Genomic DNA, 1133 nt, shown 5'->3' on the forward strand with positions numbered 1-1133 from the left:
CGAGGATTCCTCGCGGTGTCGACTCCGACATCACGTCCCTGCCGTACGCCCTGGTAGAAGCTGGCAAGCCGGCCTCCTACAGCCTCAGGAGATCTGGCCGAGGTGTCGGCGGGACGCCGGCGGGGCGCGGGTTCGGCGCTGCCGGGCACGAGATGGGTTATGGGAACTCGCACCGGTAGGCCCGACCGCGTTACGCCGCCTGTGCTCGGTTGACGCAACAACTCGGCCGCCTGCCAGCCGGCGTCCCCGGGAGATGTCCAGTTCTCCCGGGACGGGGTCTGCTGGGGCGTTGCCTGGTGCTGTGTTGGCTGGTACTGCCCTGCCGTCTGATGGTGCGGGGCCGTCTGACGCAGGGCCGTCTGATGCTGGGCCGCGAAGGCCGGGACGGGCGGAGCCGCCGATGGCGCGTCCGCCGCGGGCTCCTCCCGCGCCGGTGTCCGGGTACCCGTGAGCGGATCGACTCCGGAGCGGGCGGGGCCGCGTTGCCCGAAGGCCCCACCGAGCCCCGGACGGACCGGGGAACGGGCCGGTGGCGCCGCCGTACCGGCATCCGGCCCGGTGAGGTGGGCCGCCGCGGCCGCCGTCGAATGCTGGGCGGGCGCCCGACTGGACGGCGAACGTCGCTGGAACCACGCCGACACGGAGTCGAAGATCGGCGACGTCTCGATGTCGTCGGTGTCCCGGTCCGCCGTGGTCTGTTCGCCGGTGTCCTCGCCGGAGATCGCCTCCGTCGCTCCGGTATCGCGGAACCGCCGGGACCCGAGCGCCGACGCCGGCCGGTCGCGGGGACCGGTGGACTCCATGGGCTCCGATCGTTCCTGCGGAACGGGCCGGTTCTCGGAGCGGGCGAACACACTGCCGGCCCCGGGGGTCGGCTCCTCGGCCGACGGGGTCCGCTCACCGGCCTCGGGCCGGGTCTGGCCGGGCGGTCTCGGGCCGGGCGGTGCCGGGCCGGGCGGTGCCGGGGCGGTGTCGGGCTGCTCGGTCCGACCGGGCCCGGTGGTGCCGCCGGGACGTGGTTTGGTCCCCCAGCGGTTGTCCCCGAACGACACCGGTCTCGTCTCGTCCGTGACCAGATCGTCCCGTCGTCCGAATCCGCGCCGGTCGATGGTCTGGGTGTCCGGTACGACGTC

Annotated in this window: 1 pseudogene; it reads right to left on the reverse strand. The window is 74.1% G+C overall.

Features of this window, described 5'->3' with window-relative positions:
- Positions 1-1133 (reverse strand): annotated as a pseudogene (locus ACY45C_RS20905) (histidine kinase); the annotation flags it as partial.

This window comes from Frankia sp. CcWB2 (assembly GCF_977927585.1).